At 71.4% G+C, this 6,854-nt stretch carries 7 protein-coding genes; 4 read left to right on the top strand and 3 right to left on the bottom strand.

What is annotated here, in order from left to right:
* The first annotated feature begins 594 nt into the window (after window positions 1-594).
* On the top strand, window positions 595-885 hold the full coding sequence (locus AB0D94_RS25005) for a hypothetical protein (RefSeq protein ID WP_362055712.1): 291 nt from the start codon (window positions 595-597) through the stop codon (window positions 883-885).
* Between the two features lie 659 nt (window positions 886-1,544).
* On the opposite strand, the gene AB0D94_RS25010 is transcribed toward AB0D94_RS25005, so the two are convergent.
* Both AB0D94_RS25010 and AB0D94_RS25015 read right to left on the bottom strand, forming a co-directional pair.
* Entirely contained in the window at window positions 1,545-3,152 is a 1,608-nt protein-coding gene (locus AB0D94_RS25010) for an alpha/beta hydrolase (protein ID WP_362055714.1), read from the bottom strand.
* Window positions 3,153-3,420: 268 nt separating this feature from the next.
* Window positions 3,421-4,017, bottom strand: a complete 597-nt coding sequence (locus AB0D94_RS25015; protein WP_362055716.1) for a TetR/AcrR family transcriptional regulator — start codon at window positions 4,015-4,017, stop codon at window positions 3,421-3,423.
* Between the two features lie 82 nt (window positions 4,018-4,099).
* Here AB0D94_RS25015 and AB0D94_RS25020 point away from each other — a divergent pair, with 82 nt between their 5' ends.
* The gene (locus AB0D94_RS25020; protein WP_362055718.1) at window positions 4,100-4,894 is read left to right on the top strand and encodes an alpha/beta hydrolase; all 795 of its coding nucleotides are present in this window, start codon (window positions 4,100-4,102) and stop codon (window positions 4,892-4,894) included.
* Between the two features lie 90 nt (window positions 4,895-4,984).
* Here AB0D94_RS25020 and AB0D94_RS25025 read toward each other — a convergent pair whose 3' ends face one another.
* Complete coding sequence (locus tag AB0D94_RS25025) at window positions 4,985-5,746, bottom strand: helix-turn-helix domain-containing protein (RefSeq protein ID WP_362055720.1); 762 nt, start codon at window positions 5,744-5,746, stop codon at window positions 4,985-4,987.
* Window positions 5,747-5,968: 222 nt separating this feature from the next.
* Here AB0D94_RS25025 and AB0D94_RS25030 point away from each other — a divergent pair, with 222 nt between their 5' ends.
* Together AB0D94_RS25030 and AB0D94_RS25035 are read left to right on the top strand one after the other, a co-directional pair.
* Window positions 5,969-6,640, top strand: coding sequence for a DUF4097 family beta strand repeat-containing protein (locus AB0D94_RS25030; RefSeq protein ID WP_362055722.1), 672 nt, complete (start codon window positions 5,969-5,971; stop codon window positions 6,638-6,640).
* Between the two features lie 13 nt (window positions 6,641-6,653).
* On the top strand, window positions 6,654-6,854 hold a 201-nt coding region (locus AB0D94_RS25035; protein ID WP_362055724.1), incomplete at its 3' end, for an ATP-binding cassette domain-containing protein.

Below are 6,854 nucleotides of genomic sequence, written 5' to 3' on the forward strand. Positions count from 1 at the left end.
CCGTAGCGATCAGCCGCGCCGCCTCGGTGGTCTCCCTGCCGAAGAAGCTTTCCCAAAGGTCCCAAAACCCAGCCGCTTTCGCCAGCCGGCACCCCGTTTGCCCAGTTCAGAGCGTTGGATGCGGATGAACCAATTCTGCTGGCGGTGCCCTTCCACCAGCGGGTCCCGGGGGGCTCCCGGCAAGCTCCCGGCGTGCTCCAGGCGAGGTCACACCCCCTGCGACGCTCAAGCGGCAACTCCCGCCCCCCGCCCCGACCCGACGAGCCGCAGGAGCGCGCTACGTGCGCCGCTTCACCGCCGAACACCGTGCCGGGCCGTGCACCCTCACAAGGCCTCTGAGCTGCGGACAGCGCGTCGTCCAGCTGCGCACAGCGCAGCGAGCCTGCCCGTGGGAGCAATGGGCCGGGCCCCGACACGAAACGGGACGCGGATGCACCTACCGCTCCTCGCAGGTTCGTGCGCTCTCGCGGGCTGGCAGAGTCAGAAAGAAGGACTGCTCACCAGGCGCCGCCAACCGCCTTGCAGCCCGCACGACTTGGAGCCGTAGACCCGCCCGGCGAACATACCGGGCGACCTCGCTGAGGAGCCGTTCCCATGGCCAAGAACCTGATTCTCCCCGCCTCGCCCCAGCCCCCCGAGGGGAAGACCGAGCACGCCTTCCCCCACTTCGGTATACCGCACGCCGCCGTCATCATCGCCTTCGTGGTGACCGCGGCCGTCCTCGCCGGGCTCGGTCTCGCCGTAGCCGACATCCTGCTCCTCCTCGGGGGCGCGGGCGGGATCGGCGCCGGGGTCGTCGTGAGCGTCGTGGTCCCCAGCCGGCGTGCCTCCCACCGCATGGCCCGGTTGATCCGGGCCTACCTCGACTCCGCCGCAGCGAACTGAGGGGGAGCCGTGGCCCGGCCGGAACTGCCACTGGACTTCACCCTCTACGAGAGCGCGAAGCTCGCTTCCCGCCTGCGGCACGCCCGAGGTGCCTGCGGCCTGACCTACGACGAGCTCTCCCTGCGGGCGCACGTGTCCGCAGCCACCCTGAAACGGGCCGCGTCGACCGTCGGACGGGTCGCCAGGAGGTACGTCGTGGAGAGGTACGCGGAGGCATGCGGCTCGGAAGGGCAGCCGGCGGAGGAGCTGGTCGCCTCCGCCGTGCGGCTGTGGAAGCGCGCCCGGTACGCGGAGGCCCGGCCCGGCCGGTACTACGAGCACCCCAGGCCCGAGTACATCCACGACTGGCGCGACTACAGCGGCCGGCTGCGCGATCTGCACGCGTGCGCCGGGCTCCCCTCCGTCCAGGAGATGGAAGTCCGCGCCGGCATCGGCCACCTGCCGCACAGCACTGCTCACCGGATCATCACCGCCCGGTCGGTGCCGACCACGGTCGAGCAACTGGAGAGCTTCCTGAGGGCCTGCGAGGAATTCCCCTCGCAGTACGTCCTGTGGCGCGGCGCCCTGGCCAAGTGCCTCGCCGGGGGCTCGCCCACCAGCTTCGACCTGCGGCGCGAACAGGTCCCTGCCGCCACCGACGGCAGGGACCGAACGGGTGTTCAGCGGAGCGCGGGGATCACATCGCGCGTCTCGTCGACCTCGATGCCCGCGATGCGGCGGCCGAGCGGTCCCGGGGGCGTCTCGTCCGCGCACACGGTGCCCCGCGCGGGCAGCGCCAGCGTGGCGAGGTAGTCCGTGACCAGGGCGCTGACGCACGCGCTCCGGTTGTAGGCGGTGTGTCCTTCACCGGCGAAGGTCAGCAGCCGCCCGTTGTCCAGTGTCCCGGCGAGGGCCACGGAGTCCTGGTACGGGGTGTCCGGGTCCCCGGTCGTACCGAGGACCAGGATCGGGGCGGAACCCGCCGCCCGGTACGAGCCCTCGAAGCGGCTCGGCCGCTCCGCCTGCCACTGGGCGCAGGCGGGCGCGTGGTTGTGGTCGTAGGTGGGCGGCCCGAGACCGATGGGCGGTCCCAGCAGCGGAGCGGCGGCGGCCTGCGCGCTGACCAGCGCGCCCAGGAGCAGCGGACTGGCCGGGTACACCCGGTCGGCGCACTCGACGGCCGTGTTGACGTTCAGGAAGTCGAAGGAAGCCGGTGAGGGCGGCGACAGCAGGAACGAACCCTGGCGTGCCTGGGCCGCCCGCAGCGCCTCTCCCAGGTAGGGCCAGATCTCCTTGCCCGCGTTGATGTTGAACATCAGACGGTAGGCGAGCGTGTAGCCGGTGGCCGGACGTCCGCTCGCGGTGATGACCGGATCGGCGTCCAGCGCCCGCTTGAGCTCCTCGAAGGCCTCCCGCGGCCGGCCCTCACCGAAACCACAGGCGGCGGCGTTCTGCGCGCACCAGTCCAGGAACCGGCCCACCGCCGCGTCCAGGGCGACGAACTGCCCGGCGTCGTAGGCGTACGGCACGTCGGCGTAACGCCGCGGATCGTAGCCCCCGTCCAGGACCATGGCCCGGACGCGCCGGGGGAACTGCGCGGCGTAGACGGTGCCGACGTAGCTGCCGAAGGAGCGGCCGTAGAAGGAGAGCGTCTCCTCGCCGAGGGCCTGCCGCAGCAGGTCGATGTCCTTGGCGTTCGAGCCGGTGCCGATGAACGGTACGAGGTCACCGGACCGTTGCTGACAGGCGGTGGCGAACTCCAGTCCCTGCCGGACGGCGCCCTGCAGCGCGCCCCGGCCGGGTACGCCGCGCGCGGCGTCGACGGCGGCGGAGTACTCCTTGTCGTTCCAGCACTCCACCTGTCCGCTGCGCGCCACGCCGCGCATGTCGTACCCGACGACGTCGAAGGCGTCACGCAGGGAGGCGGGGAGCGCCTCGTAGCTGTTACGGGCGAAGTCCACGCCCGAGTTGCCGGGTCCGCCGGGATGCAGCAGCAGGACACCGGTGCGGCGGGCCGGGTCGGCCGCGAGCCGCCGGGTGACCGCGAGCGGGATCGTACGCCCATCGGGCTGACGGTAGTCCAGCGGTACGCGGGCGGTCGCGCACTCGAATCCGTCCCCCGGGTCGGCGCAGGGGCCCCAGGACAGTACGGGGACGGGTGGGGCGGCGGGGGTCGTCGCCGTGGCGGCCCCGGGCGCGGCCCCGAGGAGCGCGGTGACCGCGATCAGGACGAGGGATATCCCCCACACCACTCGCCTGCGGGGGGCATCAGCCAAACGGGTCTGCATGCGGCGATCCTCCGTCGTGGGGTGTTGCGCAACGGGCGACAACGTAGCCGCCGGACCCCGCCCTGTTCGGCCCACCAGGAGTTGATTCCTCCTTGCCCCCAGGGGAGGCGCCCGGCTTACCACCAGGGTTGTACCCTCCCGGAAAACGCCCGGCCCGGCGACCCGGGTCAGGCCGGGCCGCGGTCCGTTCCCGGACGCGTTCCCCGGCGCCGTTTGCCGACGCCCGTTCCCCGACGCCGTGAGGCGACGCGCATCGCGGCGAGCGGGGTCATCGAGGCCAGGCGGTCATGGCGATGCCGGCGAGCCGCTCCAGGTCGCTTCGGCCGGCGCCGTCGCAAGCCTGGGTGGACATGCCCTGGAGGGTGGCCGCGTAGAACATGGCGAGCGCGGCCGCGTCGACGGAGGCGGCCAGGCGCCCGGCGGACAGGTCGGCAGCGATCTTCTCGTGGATGGCCCGCTTGCTCGCCTCGCGCAGGGCGCGCAGTTCGGCCTTGACGTCCTCGGCCGCCGGCGTGCAGTTCGTCGCGGCGGTGATGACCATGCAGCCGGGCGGGTGGCCGGGGTCGGTGTACTCCCGTGCGGCTTCATGGAGCAATCGCCGCACCGCGGCATGGGCCGTGGGTTCCTCCGCGAGGGCGCGGCCGCCGAACGCGCCGTAGGTCTGCCCGTAGTGCCGGACCGCTTCGGTGAACAGCTTCCGCTTGTCCCCGAAGGCCCCGTACAGGCTGGGCGGGTTGATGCCCATCGCCGCGGTCAGCGAGGCGATCGAGGTGGCCTCGTACCCGTGCCGCCAGAACTCGGTGAGCGCCTGCTCCAGGGCGGCGTCGCGGTCGAAGCCCCTTGGGCGGCCTCCAGTCTTCTTCATGGGCTCATTTTATAGCGCTCCCTAAGAAACCTGGTACGGTCGGATTCGTAGTGATCGATACAAAACTCTCCGGGGGACTCCCATGCCTGAACGCACCCTGCCCGAGCCCGCCTTCGCCCGCAGCGTCCACGGCGCGGGTCCGGGACTGCTGCTCGCCCACGGCGCCGGCGGGAGCATCGCGGCCAACTACGGACCGATCCTCGACGGGCTCACCGCCGGCCACACCGTCGTCGGCGTCGACTTCCCCGGCACCGGCGACACCGCCCGTTCGCTCACGCCCCTCGCCCTGGACGAACTGGCCGACCAGCTCGTGGCCGCCGCGGTCGCCGAGGGCCTGCAAACCTTCGTGGCCGTCGGCTACTCCCTGGGCACCGCCGTCGCGGTCCGCGCCGCCGCCCGCCACCCCGAACGCGTCACGGCCCTGGTGCTGACCGCACCGTTCGCCCGGCCCAACGCACGCCTGCGCCTGAACGCCGAACACTGGCGAGACCTCTACGCCTCCGGCGCCCACGCATCGCTGGCGCAGTTCCTCGTCCCCCTGGCGCTCAGCGCTTCCGTACTGGAAGCCGTCCCCGCCGATGAACTCGACGCCCTGGTGCAGGCGACCGCCCGGACCCTCCCGCCGGGCTCGGCCGAACACACCGACCTCGTCACCCGCGTCGACGTCCGCGAGGACCTCTCCCGCATCGCCGTACCGACCCTGGTGATCTCCACGACCGAAGACGCCCTGGTCACACCCGATCTGCATCGCGAAGTCGCCGAGGCCCTCCCCGACGCGGAACTCGTCGAGATCCCGGCCGGCCACCTCCCGTTCGCCGAACGCCCCGACGAATGGCTGGGGCTCATCACCACCTTCCTGGACCGCCTGGCCCGCTGATCCGGGCCCGTTTGACCCAGGCGCTCGCCGGGTCCCCGGCAGGCACGGGACCCGGCGGCCCGGCGTGTCCGGCAACCGCCGGCGCCCCCATCAGGTCCGGCCGCCCTCCGGTGGCGCGCTCGCGGCGCCGCCTGAGGGCCTCTGGGCTTTCGTGTGGAGGATCTCGCGGGCCTGCTCCGCGGCGCGGGCGATGCTCTCGCTGACGAAGTCGAGGAAGCGGGCGACGTTCTCCAGGCGGTCGGCGGCCGGGGTTTCGGGGCCGAGGACACCGACGCCCTGCCGTGCGATCTCGACGATCTGGGCAGTGGACCGGGCGCTGGCGACCATCGACTGGTACCAGATGTCGTCGTCTACGACGTAGCGCTCGCGGCGGCGTTCGTCGCGTTCCCGGCGGACGAAGCCCTGGGTCTCGAGGAACGCGACGGCTTTGGAGATGGACGCCGGGCTGACCTGGAGGTGCTGGACGAGTTCGGACGCGGTGAGGCTGCCGGTGTCGGTGAGGGTGAGGCAGGCCATCACCCGGGCCATCATCTTGGGCATGCCCGAAGCCATGAGGACGGTGGTGAACGTCTCCTCGTACTCGCGCACGGCCTCGGCGTCGCGCCCGTGGGCCTGCGGGGGCGCCTCCGTCCCCTGGGGTGCGGCCTGCCTGCGCCGGTGGGCGCGGCGTTCGGTGGCGCGGTGGGCCAGGTCGGCGCGGTAGGCGGTGGGGCCGCCGTTGCGCATCACCTCGCGCGTGATCGTCGAGGTCGGCCGGTCGAGACGTCTGGCGATCTCCGCGTAGGCGAGGCCGTCGGCCACCCCCAGCGCGATCTGCTGGCGTTCCTGCTGGGTGAGTCTGCCTCCCGGCATCGCGGTCTCCTTCGTTCTCCTTGGTGCCGTCACTATAGCGTTCACCTTCAATCCATTGCAACGTGCAGGCTTCTGACGTTGCGTTGATTTTTGATCCGTTGCAACGATTTCATGGTTTTGACCTGCAAGAACAACAATTCCACGCAACGAGCATGTTGAAGGCTCCTTGAATGCAACGTAGCGTTTCTCTTGTCAGAAACGAACGAGCTCAGGGAGAGCGTCATGCAGAAGTTCGAGACCTTCGCCCCGATCGCCGCTGTTGTCGACATCCCGGCGGGGCGGGTGCGGTTCATTGCGGCTGACCGGGCGGACACGGTGGTTGAGGTGCTGCCGGCGGATGCTTCGAGTGGCCGTGATGTGAAGGCGGCGGAGCAGACGGAGGTCGTTTTCGGTGACGGGGTGCTGCGGATCGGGGCCGCTCCGGCGAAGAGCCAGCTCTTCGGTCCTGCGGGGTCTGTTGAGGTGACGGTGCAGCTGCCTGCCGGGTCCCGTGTCGAGGCGAAGGCGGCCAGTGCCGAGCTCCGCGGTGTCGGCCGGCTCGGTGACGTCGCTTTCGAGGCGGCGAACGGTTCGGTCAAGCTCGACGAGGCCGACGGTGTCCGCCTCACGCTCCACGCCGGTGATGTGTCGGTCGGCCGGCTGGGCGGCGGTGCGGAGATCAGCACGCAGAAGGGCGATCTGCGGATCGCCGAGGCCGTGCGCGGCACGGTCACCCTGCGCACCGAGTACGGCCAGATCGCGGTCGGCGCCGCCCGCGGAGTCTCCGCCTGCCTGGACGCCGGTACCTCCTACGGCCGGATCCACAACACGCTGCAGAACACCGACGGCGCCGCCGCCGGCCTGAACATCCACGCGACCACCGCCTACGGCGACATCACCGCCCGCAGCCTGTAAAGGAGCACCCCCCATGACCAACTTGGCCATCGCGGCGAACGGGCTGCGCAAGTCCTACGGCGACAAGACCGTCCTCGACGGCATCGACCTGGCGGTGCCGGCCGGCACTGTCTTCTCCCTGCTCGGCCCGAACGGTGCCGGCAAGACCACCGCCGTCAAGATCCTCTCCACGCTCATCTCCCCCGACCCCGCCTCCGGCGCGATCCACGTCGGC

The organism is Streptomyces sp. NPDC048255 (assembly GCF_040652415.1).
In the GTDB taxonomy this organism is placed as follows: Bacteria; Actinomycetota; Actinomycetes; order Streptomycetales; family Streptomycetaceae; genus Streptomyces.